Annotated in this window: 26 protein-coding genes and 3 pseudogenes; 7 read left to right on the forward strand and 22 right to left on the reverse strand. The window is 64.6% G+C overall.

The annotated features are described in order from the left end of the window. Window positions 1–46: 46 nt before the first annotated feature. From EDD25_RS07505 to EDD25_RS07540, 8 genes are all read right to left on the reverse strand, one after another. Window positions 47–1,279, reverse strand: a complete 1,233-nt coding sequence (locus EDD25_RS07505; protein ID WP_134172732.1) for a Dyp-type peroxidase — start codon at window positions 1,277–1,279, stop codon at window positions 47–49. Beyond that, window positions 1,279–1,827 (reverse strand): copper chaperone PCu(A)C, encoded by a 549-nt coding sequence (locus EDD25_RS07510; protein ID WP_134172733.1) that lies wholly within the window; start codon window positions 1,825–1,827, stop codon window positions 1,279–1,281. The genes EDD25_RS07505 and EDD25_RS07510 overlap by 1 nt, the downstream gene beginning before the upstream one ends. Before the next feature lie 79 nt (window positions 1,828–1,906). Further along, entirely contained in the window at window positions 1,907–2,515 is a 609-nt protein-coding gene (locus tag EDD25_RS07515) for a copper resistance CopC family protein (protein ID WP_134172734.1), read from the reverse strand. 132 nt (window positions 2,516–2,647) lie between these two features. Continuing rightward, complete coding sequence (locus EDD25_RS07520; protein WP_134172735.1) at window positions 2,648–3,280, reverse strand: hypothetical protein; 633 nt, start codon at window positions 3,278–3,280, stop codon at window positions 2,648–2,650. Between the two features lie 94 nt (window positions 3,281–3,374). Beyond that, window positions 3,375–4,139, reverse strand: a complete 765-nt coding sequence (locus tag EDD25_RS07525; protein WP_134172736.1) for a sulfite exporter TauE/SafE family protein — start codon at window positions 4,137–4,139, stop codon at window positions 3,375–3,377. Then, entirely contained in the window at window positions 4,136–4,447 is a 312-nt protein-coding gene (locus EDD25_RS07530) for a rhodanese-like domain-containing protein (RefSeq protein ID WP_134172737.1), read from the reverse strand. Before EDD25_RS07530 ends, EDD25_RS07525 begins: the two co-directional genes overlap by 4 nt. After that, complete coding sequence (locus EDD25_RS07535; protein WP_134172738.1) at window positions 4,444–5,493, reverse strand: HoxN/HupN/NixA family nickel/cobalt transporter; 1,050 nt, start codon at window positions 5,491–5,493, stop codon at window positions 4,444–4,446. The genes EDD25_RS07530 and EDD25_RS07535 overlap by 4 nt, the downstream gene beginning before the upstream one ends. Before the next feature lie 94 nt (window positions 5,494–5,587). Then, the gene (locus EDD25_RS07540) at window positions 5,588–6,949 is read right to left on the reverse strand and encodes an MBL fold metallo-hydrolase (RefSeq protein WP_134172739.1); all 1,362 of its coding nucleotides are present in this window, start codon (window positions 6,947–6,949) and stop codon (window positions 5,588–5,590) included. Window positions 6,950–7,116: 167 nt separating this feature from the next. Here EDD25_RS07540 and EDD25_RS07545 point away from each other — a divergent pair, with 167 nt between their 5' ends. Then, the gene (locus EDD25_RS07545; RefSeq protein ID WP_134172740.1) at window positions 7,117–7,485 is read left to right on the forward strand and encodes a thioredoxin family protein; all 369 of its coding nucleotides are present in this window, start codon (window positions 7,117–7,119) and stop codon (window positions 7,483–7,485) included. Window positions 7,486–7,508: 23 nt separating this feature from the next. After that, a complete protein-coding gene (locus EDD25_RS07550; protein WP_241986488.1) occupies window positions 7,509–8,801 on the forward strand; it encodes an MFS transporter in 1,293 nt (430 codons plus the stop codon). On the opposite strand, the gene EDD25_RS07555 is transcribed toward EDD25_RS07550, so the two are convergent. The 5 genes from EDD25_RS07555 to EDD25_RS07575 all read right to left on the reverse strand — a co-directional run bounded on the left by EDD25_RS07555 (window position 8,768) and on the right by EDD25_RS07575 (window position 14,027). Further along, a complete protein-coding gene (locus EDD25_RS07555) occupies window positions 8,768–9,484 on the reverse strand; it encodes an ABC transporter ATP-binding protein (RefSeq protein ID WP_134172741.1) in 717 nt (238 codons plus the stop codon). The two genes, EDD25_RS07550 and EDD25_RS07555, sit on opposite strands and share 34 nt — an antisense overlap. Continuing rightward, complete coding sequence (locus EDD25_RS07560) at window positions 9,481–11,400, reverse strand: branched-chain amino acid ABC transporter ATP-binding protein/permease (RefSeq protein ID WP_134172742.1); 1,920 nt, start codon at window positions 11,398–11,400, stop codon at window positions 9,481–9,483. Before EDD25_RS07560 ends, EDD25_RS07555 begins: the two co-directional genes overlap by 4 nt. A 6-nt stretch (window positions 11,401–11,406) precedes the next feature. Continuing rightward, window positions 11,407–12,279, reverse strand: a complete 873-nt coding sequence (locus EDD25_RS07565; RefSeq protein WP_341765332.1) for a branched-chain amino acid ABC transporter permease — start codon at window positions 12,277–12,279, stop codon at window positions 11,407–11,409. A 2-nt stretch (window positions 12,280–12,281) separates the two neighbouring features. Further along, window positions 12,282–13,466: an ABC transporter substrate-binding protein gene (locus tag EDD25_RS07570; protein ID WP_134172744.1), complete on the reverse strand. Its 1,185-nt coding sequence runs from the start codon at window positions 13,464–13,466 to the stop codon at window positions 12,282–12,284. 252 nt (window positions 13,467–13,718) lie between these two features. Next, complete coding sequence (locus EDD25_RS07575; RefSeq protein ID WP_134172745.1) at window positions 13,719–14,027, reverse strand: thioredoxin family protein; 309 nt, start codon at window positions 14,025–14,027, stop codon at window positions 13,719–13,721. Window positions 14,028–14,146: 119 nt separating this feature from the next. Between EDD25_RS07575 and EDD25_RS07580 the strand changes: the two genes are divergently transcribed. Continuing rightward, window positions 14,147–14,962 (forward strand): thioesterase family protein, encoded by an 816-nt coding sequence (locus EDD25_RS07580; RefSeq protein ID WP_134172746.1) that lies wholly within the window; start codon window positions 14,147–14,149, stop codon window positions 14,960–14,962. Here EDD25_RS07580 and EDD25_RS07585 read toward each other — a convergent pair. The 4 genes from EDD25_RS07585 to EDD25_RS17940 form a co-directional block, all read right to left on the reverse strand. Then, entirely contained in the window at window positions 14,940–15,596 is a 657-nt protein-coding gene (locus EDD25_RS07585) for an alpha/beta hydrolase (RefSeq protein WP_134172747.1), read from the reverse strand. The two genes, EDD25_RS07580 and EDD25_RS07585, sit on opposite strands and share 23 nt — an antisense overlap. Window positions 15,597–15,598: 2 nt before the next feature. Beyond that, the gene (locus EDD25_RS07590; protein WP_134172748.1) at window positions 15,599–16,570 is read right to left on the reverse strand and encodes a ring-cleaving dioxygenase; all 972 of its coding nucleotides are present in this window, start codon (window positions 16,568–16,570) and stop codon (window positions 15,599–15,601) included. Between the two features lie 249 nt (window positions 16,571–16,819). Beyond that, a complete protein-coding gene (locus tag EDD25_RS07595) occupies window positions 16,820–18,106 on the reverse strand; it encodes an APC family permease (protein ID WP_134172749.1) in 1,287 nt (428 codons plus the stop codon). Window positions 18,107–18,263: 157 nt separating this feature from the next. Continuing rightward, entirely contained in the window at window positions 18,264–18,458 is a 195-nt protein-coding gene (locus EDD25_RS17940) for a heavy-metal-associated domain-containing protein (protein WP_243834552.1), read from the reverse strand. 272 nt (window positions 18,459–18,730) lie between these two features. Between EDD25_RS17940 and EDD25_RS18250 the strand changes: the two genes are divergently transcribed. Further along, the gene (locus tag EDD25_RS18250) at window positions 18,731–18,985 is read left to right on the forward strand and encodes a metal-sensitive transcriptional regulator (protein ID WP_134172751.1); all 255 of its coding nucleotides are present in this window, start codon (window positions 18,731–18,733) and stop codon (window positions 18,983–18,985) included. Here the strand turns inward: EDD25_RS18250 and EDD25_RS17945 are convergent. After that, window positions 18,984–19,193: pseudogene (locus tag EDD25_RS17945) on the reverse strand (IS110 family transposase); the annotation flags it as partial. The gene EDD25_RS18250 and the pseudogene EDD25_RS17945 sit on opposite strands and share 2 nt — an antisense overlap. On the opposite strand from EDD25_RS17945, the pseudogene EDD25_RS07610 reads away from it, so the two are divergent. Both EDD25_RS07610 and EDD25_RS07615 read left to right on the forward strand, forming a co-directional pair. Further along, window positions 19,143–19,511 (forward strand): annotated as a pseudogene (locus EDD25_RS07610) (ISL3 family transposase); the annotation flags it as partial. The pseudogenes EDD25_RS17945 and EDD25_RS07610 overlap by 51 nt on opposite strands. A 171-nt stretch (window positions 19,512–19,682) precedes the next feature. Continuing rightward, window positions 19,683–20,561, forward strand: a complete 879-nt coding sequence (locus EDD25_RS07615; protein ID WP_198418878.1) for a bacteriorhodopsin-like — start codon at window positions 19,683–19,685, stop codon at window positions 20,559–20,561. Window positions 20,562–20,961: 400 nt separating this feature from the next. Here the strand turns inward: EDD25_RS07615 and EDD25_RS07620 are convergent, their stop codons facing one another. Further along, window positions 20,962–21,537 (reverse strand): TetR/AcrR family transcriptional regulator, encoded by a 576-nt coding sequence (locus EDD25_RS07620; protein ID WP_134172752.1) that lies wholly within the window; start codon window positions 21,535–21,537, stop codon window positions 20,962–20,964. A 191-nt stretch (window positions 21,538–21,728) separates the two neighbouring features. Between EDD25_RS07620 and EDD25_RS07625 the strand changes: the two are divergent. Continuing rightward, window positions 21,729–23,398 (forward strand): annotated as a pseudogene (locus EDD25_RS07625) (AMP-dependent synthetase/ligase). A 184-nt stretch (window positions 23,399–23,582) separates the two neighbouring features. On the opposite strand, the gene EDD25_RS18170 reads toward EDD25_RS07625, so the two are convergent. The 3 genes from EDD25_RS18170 to EDD25_RS07635 form a co-directional block, all read right to left on the reverse strand. Then, a complete protein-coding gene (locus EDD25_RS18170; protein ID WP_277871694.1) occupies window positions 23,583–23,717 on the reverse strand; it encodes a hypothetical protein in 135 nt (44 codons plus the stop codon). Between the two features lie 167 nt (window positions 23,718–23,884). Further along, window positions 23,885–24,232, reverse strand: a complete 348-nt coding sequence (locus tag EDD25_RS07630; RefSeq protein ID WP_241986502.1) for a type II toxin-antitoxin system PemK/MazF family toxin — start codon at window positions 24,230–24,232, stop codon at window positions 23,885–23,887. Then, entirely contained in the window at window positions 24,226–24,402 is a 177-nt protein-coding gene (locus EDD25_RS07635; RefSeq protein WP_241986504.1) for a hypothetical protein, read from the reverse strand. The genes EDD25_RS07630 and EDD25_RS07635 overlap by 7 nt, the downstream gene beginning before the upstream one ends. Between the last annotated feature and the right edge of the window lie 202 nt (window positions 24,403–24,604).

A 24,604-nucleotide genomic window follows, 5' to 3' on the forward strand; every position in this document is an offset into this window, starting at 1 on the left:
CCAACCAGTCGACGGCGGCAGGCCTCGCTGAACCCCACGGGGCACGCTAGAAGAGAGTGTCACCGATGTAACCGCCCGGGGAGCATCCCGGCGGGATGGCGAACACGGCGGAGCCGATCGGAGTGATCCACTCGTTGAGCAGGTCGAGGGTGTCGAGGCGCTGCTGGATGGGAACGAATTGCCGGTCCACATCGGCCTGGAACGAGACGAAGAGCAGCCCGGAATTGGAGATGCCCTCCCCGACACGCACGTCGTCGTAGTTGTAGCCACGCCGCACAATTCGCTCCGCTGGGTTCTCTGACCGGGCACGCCGCAGGTGCGAGTACTCGGGGATGACCGGGAAGCCAAGCGGCGTCGTGGCCGCGAAATCCGGTTCGTCTCGTTCGTTCGTGCCGGTCAGTGGCGCCCCGTTGGCGAGCGTGCGCCCGACAGCCGATTCGCGACCGGAGCGGTCGAGCTGGTCCCATTTGTCGAGGTCCATGCTGACCCGGCGGAGCACGAAGCCCGTGCCGCCGGTCAGCCACCCGGGGTTCTCGCCGGTCGCCCAGACCAGTTGCTCGAAGTCGTGGGTACCGGGGCCCGCATTCACGGTGCCGTCGACCTGGCCGAACAGGTTGCGCATGGTCGTTCCCGGCTTTTCGGATCCCGGGGCCCGCCGGAACCCCGTCTGCACCCAATGGACGGTGGCAAAGGACCGGAGGTCCTTGAGGAGCATCCGGGTTGCGTGCGCGATTGTCACCGGGTCGTCGGCAGCAACCTGGAGCAGGAGATCGCCGCCGGTCCAGGCCGGGTCGAGCCGGTCGATGCCAAAGGCGGGCAGGGGCCGAAGCCAGCCGGGCGCCTGCCCTCCGGCGCGTGACACCAGGCCCGGCCCGAAGCCGAACGTGATGGTGAGGCGCGCGGGGGTGACCGCCAGTTCGGGCTCGGAGTCGGCCAGTGCCCCCTCGCCCCGGGTGAGGCGAGCCGCGTCATCGGTCAGGATGCGCATCATCCGTCTGAGCGCTTCCCGGTCGACGTCGGCGCGCAGGTTCAGCGCGACCAGAGTGGCGTGGCCCTGGGGCGTCGTTTCGATGCCCGCCTGGTGGATGCCGTAGAAGGGCACGATTTGCGTGCCGTTGAGGGGCACATCGACGGCTGGCGACAAGGATGTCGCGCCAGCCCTTCCGGCGAGGTCGATACCGATGGCACCGGCCGCGCCGATGCCGGCGGCGGCACCGCCCAGAAGGAGGTGCCGCCTGCTGAGGCCGCGTGCCGTCGGGGGCTGCTGGCCGGCGGTCATTACTCCGTGTCCATGTTCATCTCGCCCGTGTACGTTTCGTTGGCGCCGGAGAAGTCCTTGGCCGCTGCGGTGAACTCAGACGCGGAGCCGTCGGAGAGGGTCAACGTGACGGTAATCTCGTCACCGGCGTTGATCGGCCCCGTCAACGCCATGAACATGATGTGATTGCCGCCGGGGGCGAGCGTGAGGGAGCCGCCGGCCGGCACGACGAAACCGGTCTGCTTTTTCTGCATCACCATGTCCCCCGCGTCGTTGACGACGGTCTCGTGCAACTCCAGCATGCCCGCCGCCGGGGATTCGGCTGACACGACGGTCACGACGGTCGTGCCTGAGTTTTCGAGAATGCCGAAGGCGGCGGACATGCCCGTATCGGCGGCCTTCACCCAGGCATCCGTGACATTCAGTGCGTCTGCGGCCACGGCCTCGGCCGGCGTCGAGGCCGGGGCCGCGGCACTGCCGGCGCCAGCGCAGCCGGTGAGGGCGAGGATCAGGACGACGGCGCCAACGGCAAGTCGACCGGTGATGGTGGTGGTGGTGGTCTTGTTCATGGGGAGTACTCCTGGGTTGCGTGGTGATGTTCGTGGCGGTGTGCGGGCGCGGGCGCGGTGGTGCCGAGCCTGCTGAGACTCAGGTTCGGCGACGACGCGCCCGCTTCCGGACCAGAAGCGAGACGAGCGCGAAGAGCACGATCCCGATCAGGGCGCCGCTGACGCCCACGACTACGATCGGGATTCCACCGTCGGGAGCGGTGGCCGCAGCCGCGCGAACCTCGGCGGTGGCGTCGGCGTTGGCCGGCATCGATGGCGATGTCGATCGCGACACTGGCGGGGCGGAAGCCGTCGGCGCGAGCACCCCGACCGAGAAGGCGAAGACCCCGGAGATCGGGTGCCCGTCGACCGAGACGACCCGCCAGCGCACCTGGTAGGCGCCGTCGGGCAGTCCAGGCTTGAGGGCCTGGGTAGCCTCAGCTCCGTCGAGCCGCGCTGTTCCGTCTGCCCAGTCCGTGCCGCGGCTGTCGACGACGAGGACGATTGCGCCGATGCTCAGCACGTCCTCTGTAAAACGCAGGCTCACCTCTGTCGGCGCCTCCATGACCTGCTGTTTGTCTTCGGGGGTCGTCGACGAGATCTGGTCATGGGCGCTCGCCGGCACCGTGGAAGTCACGACGACAGCAAGTGCGAGGGCGACAGCCGCGAGGGCGCCGCCGGCCCAGCGGGATCGTTTCGGGTCGGACATGGATTAGCCTCCGGGGTCAGCGTTGCGAGCGGCTCGCAAACCGTCATGCGGGGTCGGAGCTGCCGCGGCGCGGGCACCGGGGCGCTCCGAAAGAAGGCCAGAAGCCCAGAAAGGTCAGAAAGGTCAGAAAGGTCAGAAGACGATTCGAATGACCGGCGGACCACGACGGGTCAGGCATGACCGCAAGACCGCTAACGGAGACGGCACAAACGCATCGGCCGCGACCAGGGGAGCCGGCACGGCATGAACGAAAACCGGCACGAGGTCGCGGGTACCGCGAAGCACGACGGCGAGGCCCGAAGCCGCGAGATCGACGAGGAACCAGAACGCTCTCTCGCCGCGGTGCAGGGCAACGATCGTGAGGACTGCGGCAACACCGTGGGCGGCCCACATCCAGGCGTCGGTACCCGACGTCCCGGCCACGGACATCCCCATGGAGTCGACGGCGGCCGCGGTTCCCGGTGAGATCGACACGGGACCGTGATGGCCGGAACCGGTCAGGATCGGTGACGTGGCGCCGCTGCCAAGTCCGAACAATGCATGGAGGGCGATCTGGCTGACGGCCACGGAGGCTGAAGACCGCAGCAGGGAGAGGGTCTTTCCCGCCAACGCGACGCAGACCATGCCAGAAAACGCCAGGGCGAGGGAGATACTCACCGGCGCCGGCGCCGCGCCACCGGCCACGACGTGGGAGAAGGCCGCGACGAACACGGCGAAAGACGCCGTGATCCAGCCACGGACGAACCTTCCCCACCGTGACGACATGCGATCTCCCGAACGACGATTCTTCTCCGCTTGGAGAATTACTATCTCTGACAACCTTATCGAGTCGAGCTTCCGAGGGCGATGATCTGCCCGGTTAGCCGATCAGCGCCTGCACAGCCACATAGACCGCGACGCCGAGCACCAGGACAGCGAAGCCCCGCTTGAGGACCTTGTCGGACAGGCCTCGGCCGAGCCGGCCCGCCACGAGGGACGCGGCCATGGCAGATACCGCGAATGCGCCGGTGACCGCCCAGTCGATCTGAACGGTGCCGAGGTGCGCGGTGAATCCGGCGACAGAATTGATGACGATAATGACCAACGAGGTGCCCACCGTCACACTCATTGGCAGGCCGAGGACCAGCGTGAGCGCGGGCACGATGAGGAATCCCCCACCGACGCCGAGCAGACCGGTGAGAAAGCCGACGACCGCACCGGTGGCCAGCGCCCTGGGTAGGCAGCTGCGCCAGTTGATGCCTCCACCGGGGAGCGCGCAGGGACCACCCACCGACCTGGTCGGCAGGAACATCCGCACGCCAGCGATGACCATGATCACGGCGAAGGCCCCGAGGAGCAACCGCGGGTCGAGCATCCGGTTGACCATCGTGCCCAGATAGGCGGTGGCCACGCCGGCCGCGCCCACGATGAGGGCGAGGCGCCAGTTCACGCCGCGGCGAAGCCGAGGGATCACCGCAACGGCGGAGGCCGCTCCCACCACGATCAGGGAGGTCGGGATCGCCTCGGACAACGGCAAACCCACGCCGTAGACGAGGGCGGGGACGGCGAGAATTGACCCGCCCCCGCCGACCAGGCCCAGCAATGCCCCGACGATCAGCCCCAGGACGAGGGCAGTGATGATCACGGAGTCTGGGTGAAGACCGTCGGGAGTCCCTCCACAGCCCACTCGAGCATGCCACCCGTCATCGTGTGTGCGTCAAACCCGGCGGCGGACAGGTGCTCCGCGGCGTTGGCACTTCGGCGCCCACTGCGGCACACCAGGATGACCGGTCGAGTCGAATCCAGGGCCGCGTGGCTTTCCGGGATCATGCCCAGCGGAATGTGCACGGCACCGGGAATCATGCCGTCGACCAGCTCCGCGGCCTCTCGAACGTCGACGATCTGGGCTTCGTCCAGTCGGGTCGATACTTGCTGGGGGGTGATTTCCATCATGAGTGTCTTTCTTGTGCGGTGTTGGGGCGGAATCTCCACCACAGGACTGCGGAGAGCCAGATCATCGCAAAAACGCCGATCAGGAACACTCCAAGGAAGTTGAGGTCGACGGCTGCGAACACATCGAGGGTCCTGCCGCCGATCCCGAGGTCGGTGAGCATGGACATGAGGCCCATCCCGCCGACCAGGAAGGCAACGAAAACGGATACCCCGGTCACGATCAGGTTGTAGTAGACCTTTCGCAGCGGGTCGGCGGATGCCCATCGGTAGACGTGGTTCATCAGGATTCCGTCTGCGCTGTCGAACAGGGTCATCCCGGCCATGAAGACGACCGGGAGAACCATCGCCGCGTACCAGGGAAGGCCTGGCGTGAGCACTCCCGCGAAGACAAAGAGGCTGACCGATACGGCCGTGTCCAGACCGAGGCCGAAGAGCACTCCGATCGGGAACATCTTCCAGGGGGTGTCCACGAGCCGGGACATGGGCCGAAGGATCTTGTTGATCAGCCCCCGATTGTCGAGGTGCCCGTCTAATTCGCTTTGCACAAACCGCCCCGAGCGAACGTCTCGAAGGACCTGTCGCAGACCTTTCAGGGAGGACAGGTTGAGCGCTCCCATCAGGATCAGGAACGCGCCGGAGATGGCGGCACCCCATACGCCGGTGATCTGCCTGAGGGCGGAGCCTTCGTCAGCGAGGCTGCCGGCGAAGGCGTTGATGCCCACGATCAGCAGTACCACGGAGATCAGGACGACGGTGGAATGCCCCAGGGCGAACCAGAACCCCACGGACACCGGACGCCGTCCACCGGCAACCAGACGGCGGGTGGTGTTGTCGATCGCGACGATGTGGTCGGCATCGAAGGCGTGCCGAACCCCGAGCAGATAGGCGCTGACTGCCAATCCGAGCAGAACCGCCGTGTTGCCGCCCGACCGGGCCAGGTTCGGCAGAACCAACAGGAACAGCGTTCCCCATCCAATTAGGTGGAGGGCAACCACGGCCGCACCCATGCCGAGAAGACTGCGCTTCTCGGCGGGGTGGAAAGCCATTCGGAGCACCGTCACAGTGTTGCCTTTCACAAAGTCGGCCACGTGGGTCGTGCGTCGGGTGCGAGCCGCAGCGCCGCCCCCAACGAGCGGATTCCTAGACGGTCAGCTCGGCCATCGATACTCCGGCAGTTGCCGCCTCGTCGAAGTTCGCGTCGACGTGAACGACGTCCCGTCCGGTGCGCTGCAAGAGGCTGGCGGCGACCCCGGCACGGTAGCCGGAACCGCAGTGTACCCAGACCTTGCCCGCGGGGATCTCGTCCGTGCGGGAGAGGATCTCGTGCAGGGGCACGTTCACGGCGCCGAGCAGGTGGGATGCGGCGTACTCGTCGGTGCGCCGCGTGTCCAGGAGCACGTCGTCCGCAGCGCGGCCCTCAAGCAGCCCTTCCCAGCCCACGCGGGGGTAGGAGGCGACGGGGGCATCCGGAGCCACGGCGTGCGGCTCGGTGCCGATGGCGGCATCCGGTGAGTCGATGCCGATCCGGGACAGGTCCCGAATCGCGTCCTCGACGTCGGCGTGCTCTCCAACGAGGGTGAGCTTGTCGCTCCAGGGCAGGACCCAGCCGAGGTACGTGGTGAAGTTGGACCCGTTGCCGTATTCAAAGCTCACAGCGCCCTGGAGGTGGTTACTGGAGAAGGCCACGCGGTTGCGAAGGTCGACCACCCATTCGCCGTCAGCCAGCCTGCGGGTGAGCTCGGCGGCATCCAGCGACTCGGGCACCTGCAGGTTCGCGGGGCCGGGGCCCTGGGCGTTGGCGGGTGCCATGTGCGCGTAGTACGACGGGTAAGCCGTGAGGTTGGCGATGAGGTCGCGAACGAAGTGCTCCTCATCGGCATCAGTCAGGGCGTGGTTCGCCGTGAGCTGTTCGCCCATGGTCGATGAGCCGGCACCGGTGGCGGGGCCACTGGAGCAGAACGAGCCAAACCCATGAGTCGGGAAGAGCTCAGCGTCGTGCTCGGCTTCATGTACGAGCCGGCGGGCCGAGGCGTACTGGTCGTGGGTGAGTCCGACCGTGTCGGAGGCGGCAACCAGGTCGGTGCGTCCAACGGACCCGAAGAGCAGGCTTCCGCCGGAGAACACGGCCTCGGTGGTGCCATCGCTGGCGATGTAGGAGAGGTGGGTGTGGGTGTGCCCCGGGGTGGCGACCACGGTGACGCTGAAGTTGCCGATCTGGATGACCTGGCCGTCCGTGACCGGCTCCCGGTCGAACTTCACGGGGTCAGCGGCGTTGACCAGATACTTCGCGCCATGCGCCCTGGCAAGATCGTAACCACCGGTCACATAGTCATTGTGCAGGTGGGTCTCTGCGACGTGGGTGATCACGACCCCTGCTTCGCGGGCGGCGGCGTCCACACGGTCGGTGTCGCGTTGCGGGTCGATGACCAGCGCAACAGCGCCGTCATGCACCAGGTAGCTGCGGTCTCCCAGTTGCGGGGTTTCGATAACGATGACGTCCATGGTCAGAAGTCCTCCAAGTCTCAAGCGGATCGTTCTACCCTTCAAAATATACCCCCGGGGATATTTAATGGCAAGTCAGGGCACCCCGCCTGGCACTCGTCTCCACGCGCCGACGAATGCCCCGACGGGTGTTTACAACAATACCCCATAGGGTATATTCTGGGTTCATGGCTACCATTGACATCACCGAAAAGACATTCGACGCGACCATCACCGACAACAGCATCGTGCTCCTGGACTTCTGGGCCGGCTGGTGCGCACCCTGCCGCATGTTCGCGCCGACCTTCACCGCGGCTTCGGAGAAGCACCCGGAGATCGTCTTCGCCAAGGTCGACACCGAGGCAGAACAGGGGCTGGCCGCTGCGGCCGGCATCAGTTCCATTCCCACCCTGATGGCATTCCGGGACAAGGTTCTCGTATTCTCCCAGCCCGGAGCGCTCAACGCCTCGTCCTTGGACGAGGTGATCGCCGGCGTGCAGAACCTGGACATGGCGGCCGTGCACGCCAGCATCGCCGCCCAGCAAGCCTCCGCCTGACCGGTCGAACGCCAGGCATCACGGTGACCGTCCCGCCACTCCGCCCTGTCCGCGCGCGCCAGCAGGTTACGTTGGGCCTGAAGCAGAATCTTGCCCAGTTCCTGCTGCTCGTCGCCGTCAACGCTCTCGTCGGCGGCACGCTTGGTCAGGAGCGCACCGTGCTGCCGCTGCTGGCAGACCAGGTCTTCCATCTGGACCTCTACACGAGCGCCCTGACCTACATTGTCGCCTTCGGGCTGGCGAAGGCCGGCACGAACTACTTCGCCGGAACTCTCTCCGACCGCTACGGTCGCAAACCCGTGCTCATCGCCGGCTGGCTGATCGCCATCCCGGTGCCGCTACTGCTGATCTTCGGCCCCTCGTGGGAGTGGATCGTGGCGGCCAACGTCGTGCTCGGGATCAGCCAGGGCCTGACCTGGTCCACCACCGTCATGATGAAGATGGACCTCGTCGGCCCGCAGCGGCGCGGACTGGCCATGGGCTTCAACGAAGCCGCCGGATACCTCGGCGTCGCCGGTGCGGCGCTGGCCACCGGGTACATCGCCGCCACCTCCGGGCTTCGACCCGGCCCGTTCCTGCTCGGCGCCGTCTTCATCGCGCTGGGCCTCGGACTCTCCGTCGTCTTCGTTCGCGAGACTCACCACCATGCAAAGGTCGAAGCGGCCAACCACGTCGCCCGGCACGCCAACGCCGGCGCTTCCCTGAGCAACCGTCAGGTGTTCACCCTCACCAGCTTCCGGGACAAATCACTGTCCTCGGTCAGCCAGGCCGGCCTGGTCAACAACCTCAACGACGGCCTGGCCTGGGGACTGTTCCCGATCCTTTTCGCGGCGGCCGGTCTCAGCATCGAACGTATCGGCATCCTCGCCGCCGTCTACCCGGCGGTCTGGGGAGCCGGCCAGCTCATCACCGGCGGCCTCTCCGACCGAATCGGCCGCAAATGGCTGATCGTCGGGGGGATGCTGGTGCAGGCGGTGGCGCTGGTCATGGTCGGGGTGGGCCACAGTTTCGGCTTCTGGCTGGCCGCCGCCGTGTTGCTCGGGGCCGGGACCTCCATGGTTTACCCGACCCTGCTGGCCGCCATCGGCGACGTCGCCCACCCCGAATGGCGCGCTCGCTCCGTGGGAATCTACCGCTTGTGGCGTGACGGAGGGTTCGCGATCGGTGCCCTGCTCTCCGGCCTGCTCGCCGACGCGTTCGGCATTCCCACCGCCGTCCTGGTCGTGGCTGCACTCACCGCGGCATCCGGAGCTGTGGTTGCCGTGCGCATGCGCGGAACGGACTACGAGGCGGGGGTGGCCGCACCGCCCAGGTAGGCGTTGTGCACTTCGGGAAGCTTCACGAGTTCAGCCGGCGTCCCCGTCAGCGTGACCCGCCCGCGGTGCATGACCACCGCGCGGTGCGCGATCTTGAACGATGCGTGCACGTTCTGTTCCACGAGCAGCACCGCGAGCTGCTTCTCGACGCAGAGCCGGGAAAGCACCTCCATGATCTCGGCGACCACCTTCGGCGCCAGGCCGATGGACGGCTCATCGAGGATGATCGCCGTCGGATCCGCCATGAGACCGCGCCCAATGGCCACCATCTGCTGCTCACCACCCGAGAGCGTTCCGGCGGCTTGTCCCATGCGGGTACGCAGTCGGGGGAACAGCTCGAGGATCGAATCGACGTCACCGTGGCCACCCTTGGCCCACGCGCCCAGCATGAGGTTGTCCCGCACCGAGAGGCTCGGGAAGCACAGCCGGTTCTCGGGCACGTGGGTCAGACCGAAGCCTGCCATCTTCTCCGCTGGCTTGCCGGTGATCGTGCGGCCCTCGAGGGTCACACTGCCCGCGGTGGGCCGGATAAGACCGCTAATGGCTCGCAGCAGGGTCGTCTTTCCGGCCCCGTTCGAACCCACGACGGCGACGATTTCACCGCGCGCCACCTCGAAGGAGATGTCATGCAGCACCGCGAGCTGCCCATAGCCGGCGTCGAGGCCGGAAACGACTAGCGTCATACGTTCTTCTCCAACTCGTTCAGGTCCGCTTCGGTTTCGGCAAGGTCGGTGCCCAGATACGCGGCCACCACGGCCGGGTCGGTGCGCACGGACTCCGGTTCACCGTGCGCGATGAGCACGCCATCGTCGAGTACCGCGACGTTGTCAGCCAGGGACATCACCTGCGCCACATCGTGCTCGACAAGCACAATGGTGAGTCCGGCGGTCCGCAGCCGCCGCAGCAGCTCGGCCATCACTTCCCGTTCCTCCCCGGACAGGCCAGCCATCGGCTCATCGAGGAGCAGCAGGGCCGGCTCGGCTGCCAGTGCCCGGCACACCTCCATAATGCGCTGCTTACCGAACGGCAGTGCCGAGGCCGAGTCGTCCGCGGCATCCGTCAGTCTCATCGACTTCAGGATCTCGTAGGACGCAGCGCGGTGCGTGCTCTGCTCGTGCGCCTGCAGGCCCAGCATTCCGCGCAGGACGCCCGCGCTTCCCTTGCGGTACCGGCCCATGTACACGTTGCCGACGACATCCGTCGAGGTGAACACCTGAAGGTTCTGGAACGTGCGGGTCAATCCGTGGGAGGCGGCGACGTGCGGCTTTCGGCCGGAGATGACCTGGCCGAGGAACGTCACGGTGCCCGAGGTCGGGTCCAGGGCGCCGGAGATCATGTTGAAACAGGTCGTCTTCCCTGCGCCATTGGGCCCGATCAGGCCCAGGATGCTTCCGGCCGGCACGGTGAGGTTCACCTCGTCGACGGCAACGACGCCGCCGTACCGCTTGGTCAGACCCGAGAGCACGAGGATCGGTTCACCCGCCGCGAGCGGGGTGCTGACCGCCGGGAGCGTTGGAATCGTCAGGTCATCGTCCTCCGTGGCCTGGGCATGGGCGTCCTTGGACGGGCGTTTCCCGGAGAAGGGCAGCATCTTCCACAAAGTTGTCGTCGCCTGGTGGAGTCCGCCCGGGAGAAGCAGGATCACGAGGATCAGCACGATGCCATAACCGAGCAACTGCACCTCGCCGGTGGCACCGGGGAAGATGGCCGGAATGACATCGCGCATCCCCTCGCCGAGGAACTGCACGAGGAATGCCCCTGCCACGGCGCCCCAGACCGATCCGAGGCCGCCGATGACGACCATCAGCAGGATCGAGACCGACAGGTGGAACTCGGAGGTCGTCGGGCTCACGATGGCGACCTGGTAGGCGTAGAAGACACCGCCCAGGCCGGCGAATCCGGCGGAAAGCACGAAGACCTTCAACCTCAGCGCATAGGTGCTGACGCCGAGGCTCTCCGCGGCGAGTTCGGAGTCGTTGACGGCCGAGAGGGCACGACCGGCGCGGCTGCGGGTGAGGTTGAGGGCCAGGATGAGCCCAATCACCACGAACGGAGTGACGAACCACAGGAAGAATCCGTTGTTGTCGATCGGGATTCCGAAGACGGTGGGCCGCGAGATGCCGTAAATACCTGTGGTGCGTCCGGTGACGTCCCATTCGCGCACACCGATCATCACGATGAAGCCGAGCCCCAGCGTCGCCAGTGCGAGATAATGACCGCGCAGGCGCATGATCGGAAGGCCGACGAGCAAAGCGACGAGCATCGCGGCGACCACACCGATGGTGGCGGCGACCGGGCCGGGCAGATTGAGTTTGGTCAGCATGATCGCGTGGGTGTACGCGCCGATCGCGAAGAACGCGGCCTGCCCGAGGCTGACCTGTCCGGCCAGGCCCATCAGCAGGTTGAGCCCGATGGCAGGGAGGGCGAAGATCATGGCGAACACGACGATGTTCATGGCCGTGGAACTGGCCGTGAAGGGGATCACGATCATCAGCGCGACGAGGATGCCGCAGCCGATGATCGTGCCCTTGTTATTGATCCAGAAACGCGCCTTCGGGGACAGCGTCCCGGCGAAGGTTGGAGTGGTTACGTGTGTCATTTTTCGCTACACCCTGACCGCTGTCGGCTTGAGAACGAGGCCCTGGGGGCGGACGACGAGAACAAGGATGAGGATGAGGAAGGCGGCGCCGTCCCTCAGGCCGGAGGCGATATAGCCGGCCACGTAGGCCTCGATCATTCCGAGGAGGAGAGCCCCAATGATCGCGGCGCGGAAGGAGACGAAGCCGCCCAGAACGGCGGCGACGAAGCCCTTGAGCCCGAGCAGCACGCCGCCCGACCACAGCGACAGGTAGATCGGGGAGGACACCAGGCCAGCGACCGCCCCAACGAATCCTGCAATCGCGAAGGCCAGCACGGACGCGGTGACGGGAGAGATCCCCACGATGCGCGCGGCAACGGGTTGCTCAGCACACGCGCGCAGGGCCTTGCCCCAGCGGGACTTCTCGTAGAAGAGCACGATTCCGCCGCCGACCACGACGAGGGCGCCGATCATCCAGAACTCCTGTGAGCGGATGCTCACACCGCCGATCAGAATGTTACTGCCGGGGAACCGGGGCACCCCTTTCGCCTCAGGGCCCCAGATCAGCAACATGGTCGCCTGCAGCAGAGTCGAGACCCCGAGGGTCAGGATGATCGAAATGAGCGGCGTCAGCTTCTTCACCCTCGCGATGATCAGTCGTTCCATCACGATGGCGACGAGAGTCACCGTGAGAATGGCGATCAGAATCGCGAGGAAGAGCGGCATACCGGCCGCGGTAAGCCAGGCAGAGCCCAGCCCGGCCAGCATCGCGAACTCGCCCTGGGCGATGTTGATGACGTGGCGCACCGTGTAGACGGCGATCAGGCCGACAGCGAGCAGGGCGTACACAGATCCCTGTGATAGCCCTGCCACTGTCAACTGCAGGAAATCAGTGAGCACAATCAGCCCTCGAGGAGGTTCCAGCGACCATCCTGAGCCTCAGCAAGGATGAGGGCTGAGGCGGTGAGGCCGGAGTGGTTCTCTGCAGTCATCTGGAAGACCCCGGAGACACCCGTCCACTGAGCGGTTTCGAGTTCCTCGCGCAGGTCACTAGCGTCGGTTCCGACTGCCTCGATCGCGTTGACGGCGATGTGCCAGGCGTCGAACGCGTGGCCGGCGAAAGCGTTCGGCTGCTCGCCGTATGCCGCGCTGTAGTCAGCCTGGAACTGTGAGATGACGTCGCGCTGGGCGTTGTCGTCCGCCAGCTGGTCGGCGACGAGCAGGCGGCCCATCGGCGCGATGACGCCGTTGGCGGCGTCGCCGGCCGTGTCGAAGAACGACTGGTTCGCGATGCCGTGAGACTGGTACACCGGCTTGTTCACGCCGAGCTGAACGAATGCCTTCTGTGCCAGGGCCGCCGACGGGTTGATGCCCCAGATGATGACGGCGTCTGCGTCCGAGCTGCGCACGTTGGTCATCTGCGGGGTGAAGTCGGTCGCGCTCGGCTCAAATGACTCCGTGGTGACGAGGGTGATGCCACGATCTGCACCGAGCTCGGTGATGTATTCCGCAACGCCTTCGCCGAATCCGGTTGCGTCTCGAACGAGGGCCACCTCGGTGTATCCCTTGGCCTGGGCGTCGTCGAGCATGCGCTCGATCACGATCACGTCGTTCTGCGTGGTCTTGAAGACCCACTCTGAGCCCTCCACGATGGCCACGTTCGCCGCGACGGAGATCATCGGGATTTTCGCGGCTTCCGCAAGCGGGCGCATGGCCAGGCTGGGCCCGGTGCGTGAGGCGCCGATGATGATGTCGACCTTTTCGCTCTCGATCAACTTGCTCGTGGCCTTGGCCGCGCCGTCTTCGGTTGACTGGTTGTCGAGGACGGTGAGCTCGACGTCGCGGCCGTCGATACCGCCGTCGGCCTTGAGCTGCTTGGCCAGCATGTTCAGTGTGTTCTGCTCCGGGACGCCGAGGCTGGCGCCAGCGCCGGTAACGTCGAGAACCGCACCGATCTTGATCGGCCCGCTGTCCCCCGCGGGGTCATCGGGGCTGCTGCCGCCGAGGTTGGAGGTGCTACAGCCGGTCAGCGCGAGGGCTGTGACGACGGCAATCGGCGCGATGAGACGCAGACGAGACTTCTTCATTGGAATCTCCTATAAGAGGAACAGTTAATTAGTGACCGACCAGTCGGTCACTAATTCAGGGTATGCACCGACAATACAATGACGACGGCGCGCGCGGCAAGCGTTCAGCCCCTCCGAAAAGTAACAAATCCGCAACCTCTGGTTCGTGAGTCACGCGCGATGGCGAGCACGCCAGCAGTTTGGGGCTGAATTCTCAGAATGAACCGCTGACATTTCGGATGATCCCCGTGCTGGAAGCAATTCGATAAATCCTCATCCGCGAGATAGCAGCGCATGGTGCAGTTGTTCGAGGGTAGGCCAGCCGGCGAGGCCATCGGGGGTCAGGTAGATCCGGCATACGAGATCGGTGTCGCGCCCCTCAGACGGGAACAGATCGGTACCGTCAACGAGGATCGTGGGCGAACCCGCGAACGGCACCTGCGTCGCGGCGGCCTCTGAAGCGATAAGCGTGTATGTGATACCCGCGTCCCGATGACCGGTCGAGTCCAGGGCCTCCCGGAGGAGTCGACCCGCTTCTACCCAACTGGGGCAATCGTCGATATGTAAGATTTCCGCTTTCACGCCTTAGTCCTTTGCTCGCCCCGCGCATCGAACTCTACCGCTGCGAGCGCAAGCGCCGCTCCTAATCGCCCCTATGGTGGATGGCACGGCACTGCGGCGCCTGACTAAGGAGAAGCAACATGAGTGAACAGTCCGGCGCGCACCTTCCGACAAGTGCCTATTTCGACGCGATCTCCCCCGGCCACTATCGGCCGACCGAGGCTGCCGGCGGCGCGTGGAATTCCGACGAGATCCATTTCAGCCCACTGGGCGGCCTGATCGTGCACGCCATCGACCTGCACCGAGCCGCCGCAGAGGGCGGGGTCAACGGCAAGGAGCTCGGGCGCATCAGCTTCGATATCCTGGGCTTCCTCGCCGCGACCGACTGCGAGATCCGGGTCGAGACGATTCGCCCCGGCCGCACCATTGAACTCATCGAAGCCACCGTGATCATCGCAGGCCGTCCCGCCGTGCTCGCCCGCGCCTGGTTCATCGCCACCACCGACACCAGCGGGGTCGCCGGTGGCCAACCGGCCCCCCTGCCATCTCCCGACCGGTCTGCCCCGTGGTCGATGGTGGACATCTGGCCCGGCGGTTACATCGCCTCCCTTGATTTCAGGAGCGTCGCCCCTCCGCTGCCCGGAAAAGCGAGCGCCTGGCTTCGAACCGAAAAGGCACTCGTCGCCGGGGAGCCAAGCAGCCCGCATGCCATGTTCATCGCGCTGGTCGACACCGCCAACGGGATCGCTGTGCGCCAGTCCCCCCTGGACTGGGCGTACCCCAACCTTGACCTCACCATCCACTTTCATCGGCAGCCGACCGGGAACTGGGTGGGGCTGGATACCACCGTCACGTTCGGGCCGGCCGGCCACGGCCTCACCAGTAGCGTGCTCCACGATGAGGACGGGCCGGTTGGCCGCGCCGAGCAGATACTCACCGTGCGACCCCTGAGCTGACCGGCGGCCGCGTTCCGTTGCCCCGCACCCAACGATGGGCTTCCGCCACTTCCTCGGGTGTGATTCCGTGTCCTCCCGTTCGGGTGAACCGGGTGACGGATGCGCCGTGCCGAAGCAGCTCGGATTCGAGACGGTCCACTGAGCTTGCGGGCGCCAACGGGTCAGCGCTCCCGTTCAACATGAGCGCGTCCGTCTCCGAGATCTGGGCAGGTGCATCCCGGTCTGCGAAGGGGTACATCCCCGAGAACGCGACCACGCGCGTGATCGTCGTCGGGTGAAGCATCATCGTTGCCAGGGCAATGTTCGCTCCGTTGGAGAACCCGACGGCGACGAGGGGTCGGTTTTGCAGGCCATATTCGCGCTGGGCAGACTCGACAAGTTCCGCAAGCTCGCCGGCTCTCTGCACAACGTCGTCGACATCGAAGATCCCTTCCTCGAGGCGGCGGAACCAGCGATTCGACCCGTTTTCACGCACCCTGCCTCGGGGAGCCAGCACTGCAGCATCCGGGTCGAGCTGCTGGCCGAGCTCGGCGATTTCCTGCTCGTTGCCGCCCGTGCCGTGAAGCATGAGAAGCACCGTTCCCACACCTTCCCGGTAGAGATACGGCCACTCGGCCAGCTCGATCGCGTGCACGGTTAGATCTCAACTGACTGAGGGTTGTTCTCCACCGGAATCTCGATCGGAATCACCGCGTGCTCAATTGCCTCTCGCGAGGGCTCCAGCCACGGCGGCAGTTTGAGGCTGCGTCCGAGTTCGAGCAGCGGTTCGTCGATGTCGAAGCCGGGCGTGTCGGTGGCGATCTCGAAGAGCACACCGCCGGGCTCGTGGAAATAGATGGATGTGAAGTACTGGCGATCGAGAATCTGGGTCACCTGGTAGCCATGGTCGACCAGTTGCTGGCGCCACACCTGCTGCGTTTCGCCGTCGGGAACCCGGAAGGCAATGTGATGCACGGTTCCCCCGGCGGTGAGGCCCTCCTGCGCTCCGGGATCGACAATGACGTCAACAATATGCCCGGCGGCACCGTCGCCTGCGGCGAAGCGCAGCCGGTCGCCCTGCTCAGAGACCAGGTGCATGCCGAGCTCCTGCGTGAGCACCTGCGCGGTACCTGCCGCATCACGAACAGTCAGAACCGAGGAGTGCTGGCCGCGCACGGCGAATTCGGCGGGAACGGATGCAGAATCCCAGGGTGCACGAGGATCGGCGACCGATGACGCCACAAGATCGAGTTGCAGCCCATCAGGGTCACGAAGCGACAAACGTTCTTCGACAGAATCTGTCGTGCTGATCCGGGAGTCGATGCCGAGCGCCGCAAAATGCGACTCCCACCAACCGATGCTTCCCGCGGGAACCGAGAAGGCAGTCGTTGTCGACTGGCCAGCGCCGATGCGCCCTGCCGGAACGTTTTTCCACGGGAAGAAGGTCATCAGCGAGCCGGGACGCCCCGAATCGTCACCGTAATAGAGGTGATAGGTGCTCGGGTCGTCAAAATTGACGGTCTTCTTCACCAACCGGAGTCCGAGACCCTTGATATAGAAGTTGATGTTGTTCTGGGGGGCGCCACCGATGGCAGTGACGTGATGCAGGCCGGATGTCTCCGCGATCATGATGGTTCTCTCCTCTGGCGCACGAGATTGAGTGATCGTGCTCTATATGCGAACGCATATAACACGAGAGTATTCCCGAACTCCGTCACTGCCAGAGATCGACGGGCAGGCCGTTAGCCGCCACCCCGATCGGGAGCGCAGCAGCAGGGGACTTTCCACGAGCGCGGGCGCTCCCCCGCTACTCGAATAAGTCACCACAGGGGGGCTGGCGTACGCAGCATCTGCTTCGGCAGCGGCGGCCCGTGGCGTCTACTCGCTGTGCGTTCTCCCACGGGCCGCGATGGCCTGAGCGATGATGATCGCTGCAGCGACCGATGCCGCAACGATGACGGTGAGGAGGTCGTTCTGAAGTTTCAGGACCGTGAAGGGGACCAGGATCGCAAGATCGAGCACGATCGAGAGCACCGGAACCCAGAAGTTCGCCTGGATCTTCGAGCGGAGGTGGCGGACGACGCCCCACTGCACGGAGATATCCATAGCAAGGTAGAGGAATGCGCCCATCGAGGCGATCTGGCTGAGATCGAGAAACGCGGTGGCGAGAACGGCGAGACCTGCGGTGATGATCATCGGCTGGTGCGAGATTCTCTGGGGCAGTGCTGGCGCCTGCCGCATGTCTTGCAGCATGGCGTAGAGGCGTGACACCGAGTAGAGGCTGGCGAGGAGCCCCGACAAGGTCGCGACGACGGCGATCGCGACGGTGATCCCGACTCCCCACGCGCCGAAGAGGGGTTCGGCGGCTTGCGCGAGCGCGTAGTCACGGGCCTTAACGACGCCTTCGGCGCCGATGCTCGACTCCACCGACACCGTGATGAGCAGATACAGAACGGTGCAGATCAGCAGTGAGATGATGATCGATCGTGCGATGTTCTTCTTCGGGTCGCGGATGTCGTCACCCTGGTTGGTAATGGTGGTGAAACCTTTGTAGGCGAGCACGCAGAGTGTGGTGCCTGCCAGGAGTCCGACGATGCCTGGCGAGTCACCGGAAGACTTCGAGAAGAATCCGTTGCCGGATACCGCGGCGCCGATGAGGCCGGCAATCGCGAGTACGGCGATGCCGAGGATCTTCAGCACCGCGGTGGTGGTCGCTGAGCCTTCGACGAGCTTGTTGCCCACGAGGTTCACGATCGCAGCGGCGACGATCGCGGCGACGCCCAGCACGGGCACGAGTATCGCCGAGTCCTGCAGGCCGAAGGGGCGCAACAGGTAGGTACCGAATGTGCGCGCCAGGAGGCTCTCCGCGACCACCATCGACACGTACATGAACAGCGAGACTGACCCGGCGACCACACCCGGTCCGTAGGCGTCTTTCAGCAGCATCGCGATACCGCCGGAGGACGGGTTCACGCTGGAGTAGCGAACATAGGAATAGGAACTGACTCCGGCGACAATCGCGCCGAGGAGAAAGGCGAGCGGAAACCAGTCGCCGGCGAATTCGGCCACTTGACCCACTAGGGCGAAGATCCCCGCACCGATCATTACCCCGGTGCCGAGGGAGATCGATCCTGTCAGCGAAATCTTGTCAGTGCGATTGGGCATGAGTCATTATCTCCACACGCGAGCTGTCTCTGCAGCGTGGTAGTCGTCAGCGACCTGAACCGGAGGTTCGGCACGGCATGCCGTGGTGCCAAAAGATCTGCCTCATCAACACCTTGTCCGGTTTGGGACCTGACGACAAGTTCGACCTGTTGGCCACTCATCGGGACTGGGCAACCCAGTCGTAGCCGGCCTCGTCGATCGCGGCGGCGACCGCGTCACGGTCCAATTCGCCGACGCTCGAGACTGTCACCTGGGAGAGGCCGCCGGAGACAAGCGCGACCTCCACGTTGGTCGCGCCCTGCAGTCGGCCCAGTTCCTCCGTCACGCTCTTCACGCAGTGACTGCAGGTCATTCCAGACACCGCCCAAGTGCTCGTGATCGTGGCCCGTTCGGCACTGTCGGATGACGTTGCGGCTGCTTTCTCGTGCGTGGGGGTTCCGCACGCACACGAGCCTGTGCCCGCTGTCTCGTGGGCGTGGGTTCCACACGCGCAGGAAGCGTCGGTCAGGCCGAGGTCATTCTGGTTCGTTGTGCACATAAGCTGCAGTCCTTTCAATCAGCTGTACCCCCCGGGGGTACCTGAACCCACTATACCCTTATACCACCCTGGGGTATAGCGCTCCCATGAATGAACCCACCGAAACGGAGACCGCGCCCCATCATCACGGGTACATCTCCAACAAGGATGACTACCTCAAGCGCCTGCGCCGCATCGAGGGAAACTCCCGCGGCTTGCAAAGCATGGTGACGGACGAGAAGTACTGCATCCCGGTGACCAACTCAACCACCCGCAGACGCGGGCTGAAAGCCGTTGCCGACCCGCTCCAGTGCAGGGCGGATTGGGTGAGCAGCCCGCGGATACGTTTGCTGGCGGCCTGACCGCGATCGGCAGAGCGCCGATGGTCGCGGGCTGGTCCACGATCATCAAGACCGTGCCGTGCTGTTTCAGTTTCTGCAGCACTGCACTCATCTGGGCTTCGTCCTGGGGCAGTGCCTCGTCGAAGAGCACTTTCCCGACCCAGTTGAGGGCACCGGCGTGGCGCTCGCCTGGGTCGTCCACACCGACCCCACCCTCGGCCGGGCCTATTACCTCAAAGAAGGCCTCCGGGTGATATTCAAACTCTCTCTCGACGAAGCCGCAGAAGCACTCGACAAATGGGTCGCCTGGGCGAGACGCTGCCGGATCCCCGCGTTCGTGAAACTCCAACGCAGCATCGTCAAACACCGCTCCGCGATCCTCGCCTCCATCGAGCACGGGCTCTCCAACGGACGCATCGAATCCATGAACACCAAGATTCGACTCATCACCCGCATCGCCTTCGGCTTCAAATCCCCCGACGCCCTCATCGCCCTCGCCATGCTCAGCGTCGGCGGCCACCGTCCCGTGCTCCCCGGCCGGAATTAACCCACGGTTACGTCACAAGAGCCTGAAAATTTTCCTGTTTAATTTGCGCAGGGGTGCATCCAAGAGGGCAGCGGATCGGGAAGAAACAGTAAGTCCGAAACAATTCAATCCACTAAGGACAAGTTCGGACCGCGCACCACTCCACGACCTATTCGCTCACCGGAGGACACCGTGATACCCGATTCGCTGAACCAAGCTCAATACGACACCGTTTACAACTTCTTCTCCCTCGTGATCGCGGCGCAGCTCTTCGCCTCGATCTTCATGCTGGTCAGCCTCAACCGGGTTCTGCCGAGGTACCGGCAGGCGATGACCGTGGCAGCGGTGGTGTGCGGCATTGCCGCGTACCACTACTTTCGCATTTTCGACTCGTTCAAGACGGCATTCGTGACCGACGCCGTCGGCGGCCGCGGGGACTATGTGCAGGTCGCCGGCGCCAGTTTCAACGAGGGCTACCGCTACGTCGACTGGCTGCTGACGGTGCCGCTACTCCTCCTCGAACTCATCGCCGTGCTGGCCCTCGCCCGCCGCGTGCAGACGCGCCTCCTCGCGCGACTCATCCCGGCATCGGCCCTGATGATCGCGCTCGGGTACCCGGGTGAGATCAGCGGGGACGACGGTCTTCGCGGACTGTTCGGCGTGCTCTCCACGATCCCGTTCGTATATATTCTGTACGTTCTCTTCGTCGAGTTGACCCGATCGCTCGACCGGCAGCCGGCGAGCGTGCGCAAGACGATCAGTCAGCTCCGCCTGTTACTCCTCCTGACCTGGGGCGTCTACCCGATCGCATACTTCCTGCCCATGCTCGGCCTCGATGGGGCGGATGCCTGGGTCGGCAAACAGCTCGGCTACTCGATCGCCGACATCCTCGCCAAGGCGCTTTACGGCCTGATCATCTACCGGATCGCCCGGATGAAGTCGTTCGCCGATGACGACGCCTTCGCCACCAGGGAGCTGTCGGTCGACGAGGTGCGCGAGGTGACGGCAGGCGCCCCGCCCCGGAACGGGGCGCCAGTGCCCAAGCGGGTACGGGGCCGCGACACCGATTAGGAGTGTGTCAGGTTGCCACCAAGTGCGGTCGGACCGTCGACGAACAGACGGCTCGGCCGCACAGGACCTGTGACAGTCATGACGTGCTGCCGGAACGAGCCGGGGATACAGCTGGCCCACGCCATGGATGCTGATGCGGTCATGATCGATCGCATCGTTGCGGCCAACACATCAGGCCGCGCCTTCGGGATATCGTCTCCTGATTCACGGCGTCGAAGCACGCGCGTTCGCCGATGGTATGCCTGAACTCCTGTGGCACGCGTGGACAGAAGCAGTGTAATCGCGTGCTCCTTCGAGAGATGCACTCAAGAGCGAGGACATCTACCGACAAACGGCGGTTCACGGAACACGTTCGACGCCTGCGATCCAGGCGGAGTTCAGTTCTCCGTGCGGGTCTGTCTCAGCGCTTGAGGGCGAGGAGCCGGGTGGTCCACAACGACATCACGGGCAGCAGGCTGAGCAGTTCGGGTGCGGCCGATTGGTCGAGGGCATCAGAGACCAGATCTCGTACGGCGTCGACGCTCCCAATGTGATCGCTGAGCGGGGCGGGCGGAGTGTCACTGATCGCGGCTTGTGCGTCGCGCATGAGGGCGGCGAGGCGGGTGGTGTCAGCACGTCGGCATTTCCGAGCAGCGGCACCGAGAGATTCGAATTCGACGTGGACCGCGCGGGCCGCGACGAGGTCGAGCTGCAGGGTGCTGAGGTAGGCCTCGATGAAGCGCTCGTACGCAGCGAACACGCAGGCGTCCTTGTCATCGAAGGCTGCGTAGAACCCGGCCCGGGAGACGCGGGCGCGGGCTGTGATCTCTCGCACGCCGACGCCTCGATAGCCTTCGGATGCGAGCAACTCGGTCGCGGCGATCATCAGGCTTTCCCGGTGGATGGCCGGCACCTCACCGCGCCTGAGTACGGGTGGCATCGTGAAAAAGATGCCGTCGGCAATGTTTACCGGCGTCTCGTCGAGACGCTCGCTCATACGGCCATCATGTTTGACCTACTTCGATTAAAGCAACTAATGTTTCTTTAAACGAGAGGGGCCTCAGTCGATGGAGAGTAAGGCCGAATCGCAACGCGACGGGGCGCGTCGTATGTGACACGCACCCTTCCCACGTTGCTTGGCCGGATGACGGCTCCGATTGTGAGAACCTCCCCGGTCGCGGCAGCGGCCTGTTGATGGAGCGCGTCGCCGCAACGCCAGAACTGGTGCTCTTCTCCCGTGTTGTGGAGTCCGGGAGGTTGGATATCACGGCAGCGGAGTTTCTGGCGCAAGTGAAGAGTCTCGCGAAGGGATTCATTGCGGCCGGCCTTCAGCCGGGGCAGCGCATCGGACTGATCGCCGGTACCCGCTACGAGTGGAGCCTGATTGATTTTGCGGCCTGGTTCGCCGGGGTCGTCCTCGTCCCGATCTACGAAACGTCGTCGCCGTTCCAGATCCGCTGGAACCTGGGTGACTCTGGGGCCGTTGCTGTGATCGTTGAGGACGCCGCGCTGCGCGCTCGAGTGGGGGAGGTGTTGCCGGAGCTGCCGGAGGTCGAACGGGTCTGGACGATCGATGACGGTGACCTCGACGTGCTCACCACCCAAGGGACCACGATCGGCGACGTCGAGCTTGAACGTCGACGCAGCCTCGCGAACGAAGATGACATCGCCACGATCATCTATACTTCGGGCACGACAGGCACCCCCAAGGGCTGCGTGCTGACCCACGGCAACTTCGTCGAGTTGAGTCGCAACACGGCCAACGAACTCCCCGAGGTATTCGCGTCCGGAGCATCCACGCTGCTCTTCCTCCCGATGGCGCACGTTTTTGCGCGCTTCATCGCTGTCGTGAGCGTGTATGGCGGGGTGAGGATCGCCCACGAGGGAGACACGAAGAAGCTGATCGAGAGACTCGGGGAATTCAAACCGACATTCCTCTTCGCCGTCCCACGCGTGTTCGAAAAGATCTACAACTCCAGCGAGCAACGCGCCGAAGCAGGCGGGCGCGGAAAACTGTTCCGACAGGCGGTGGAAACGGCGATCGCCCGCTCGAAGGCCCTTGACCAGGGCCACGTCCCGCTCGGACTCCGTGTGCGCTTCGCAGTGCTCGACCGACTGGTGCTATCCAAGCTGCGGACCGCGCTTGGCGGGAGAGTGCAGTTCGCAGTGTCCGGAGGCGGTCCTCTCGGGGAGCGACTCGGGCATTTCTACCGAAGTCTTGGCGTCAGCATCCTCGAGGGGTACGGGCTGACGGAGACGACCGCCCCGGCCACCGTATGTCGGCCGGGTTCGGTCAAGATCGGCACGGTCGGACCACCCCTGCCCGGTGTGTCCGTGCGCATCGCTGACGATGGCGAAGTCGAGATCGCAGGTGTGAACGTGTTCAAAGAGTACTGGCGCAATCCCGACGCCACCGCTGCCGTATTCGATGACGGCTGGCTCCGAACCGGAGATCTCGGCACACTCGACGAGAAGGGCAACCTGGCCATCACCGGCCGCAAGAAGGAGATCCTCGTCACCGCCGGCGGCAAGAACGTGGCACCAACAGCTCTCGAAGTCCCCATCACGAGTAACCCGATCGTCGGGCAGGCGGTGGTCGTCGGCGACCGCCGCCCGTTCATCACCCCGCAGTACGAGCCGAGGTACAGCGGGCGATCGATCACGGCAACTCGTTCGTCTCACGAGCAGAGTCGATTCGCAGCTTCGTCATCCTTTCAACCGAATTCACCGAAGCGAGTGGGCATCTCACGCCGAAACTCTCAACGAAACGCTCGGTCATCCTTGACGACTTCGCCGGCGAGATCGAGCTCCTCTACGCGGGCACCCCGGGCCACATCGACGCCGCGCCCCACCGGTGACAACGATCAGCGGCGGCGACAGCAGCGGCAGCACAGGCAGCACAGGCAGCACAGGCATAGGTTTTCGTCGACATCACGGCAACGCTACACACGCCGCCGGCCGAACGGTTATTTCGGAACGTAGGAAGAGAGCTGTTGGGCAACGTACGGGGTGAATGGATCACAATCTGAATTGTGCCAGTTTTCATACCACCGTCTTGCTGGCGGCTTCGTCCTTCTGCGAGGCGTTAGTTTCAGCGAAGTATGCGAAAGCGACCATCTCGTTGCTCAGGGAGAGCGTCGGCGCGACAGACTCGGTGACAGCCACTGCACAGGTCATCGGGGAAGACACGAGGCATCCCCGAAACGGATGACTCGCCTCGCGCCGTCCCTCAATCGCAGGACGACCCGAAACCCCATTACATGCCAGCAGTGCCCGGACAATTCAGTGCACGAGGGCCGTGCCACGGCGCGCTGGCTAGATTCGTGATTGTGAGCGTTTGCTGGTCAGATACCGGTGACCAACCTGATGCCGGCGGCGATTTTCGACAGCACATATCCTGGCACATGACCGGCCGGATACGGGTCTAGAAACTCCCGGCTGACCGGACCAAGTTGGGAGACAACTGCGACAGACTCCCTGTCGAGAGCGGAGGCTTCTCTCGGCACGAGGACGTTGCCGGGGAATGCTTCGAGTGCGACGTTCGAGGTGAGCGGCACCACAAGGACTGTGGCTATGTCGGTTGCAAGAAGCCAGTTCTCTTGCATAACGATTGCGGGTCGAACCTTGGCTGGTTCTGATCCTCGAGGCACGCCGAAGTCCACCCACACGACATCACCGTGGGCGATCACCACTCCACGCCATCTCGCTTCATCTGCTCAGACTCACGAAGAAAAATAGCGTCCCCAGACGGCTGCCCAACGCGAGCGATCACCGCGTTCGCTATCGCGGTCAGTTCGGACTCGCCCTCGAGCTCGTTGGCGAGACGCTGACCGGCGAGCCGGTAGAACTCTGATCGGTTCATCCCGTGTCTCGCCGCAACCCGTTCGAACCGCTCGAAATCACCGTCAGGTACTGAAATGGCAGTCTTCATAAGCATGAGTATAACTGGTCATACCCGTCTGTCGCCAAAAAGCATGCGAAGAATGTTCACGTGTCGTTGTGCTGTGCCCTCGGGAGCTCATGGTGGCAATGACGAAGCCCCTTACTTCCCAGTGAAAAACTGG

Origin of the sequence: Cryobacterium psychrophilum (genome assembly GCF_004365915.1) — a bacterium.
GTDB lineage: Bacteria > Actinomycetota > Actinomycetes > Actinomycetales > Microbacteriaceae > Cryobacterium > Cryobacterium psychrophilum.